Annotated in this window: 1 pseudogene; it reads right to left on the bottom strand. The window is 66.0% G+C overall.

Annotation, left to right across the window (positions count from 1 at the left end):
* Positions 1–551 (bottom strand): annotated as a pseudogene (locus tag FNQ90_RS25895) (hypothetical protein); the annotation flags it as partial.
* Positions 552–650 lie beyond the last annotated feature (99 nt).

Below are 650 nucleotides of genomic sequence, written 5' to 3'. Positions count from 1 at the left end.
GACCGACCCCGCGCGTACGGCTCCCCCACCGACGAACCCCGAACCTCGCACCGACCACCGGACGGATGCAGCACCGCATCACCGGTCCCCGCGTCCAACCGCATCGCCACCGGCCGCGCCGTGGTCTCCGCCCAAATCCCGTAACCGTCCAACGACGCCCGCACCGACACCGGCGCGAACTGATCCCCGTCCAACCACACCCACGTCGCCAGATTCACCGTCTGCTCCGCCTCCGGATTCAACGACAACTCCGTGTCCGGCACCCGCGTCTGCTCCCACGCCAACGCCGCCAACGTCTCCCCCGACACCGTCAGGGCATCCACGGGCGGAGAATCCGAGAAATCAACCCAGAACAACCGCCACTCACACGCGAAACGCTCCGAAGCCGGATAATCATCATTCATCACCCGCATCCAGAACATACCCTCACCATCGAGATCACGATTGAAATCCGGGAACTCCCCGTCCTCCCCGAACCGCGCCTCATGACCATCCCGCGCCGAATCCTTGTCCTCCTGCGGGAAAGGCGCCTGAATGATCCGATCCTGCACCGCCGTCCAATACGCCTCCGCCTCCGCCGGCGTGTGCACCGGCGCGTAATAACACGCAGGCGGCGACCACACCGACGACGACAACGCCCCCTCCGACCC

It is taken from the genome of Streptomyces alkaliphilus (assembly GCF_014141535.1).
Taxonomy (GTDB): Bacteria; Actinomycetota; Actinomycetes; order Streptomycetales; family Streptomycetaceae; genus Streptomyces; species Streptomyces alkaliphilus.
This window is presented reverse-complemented; position numbering and strand designations above follow the sequence as displayed.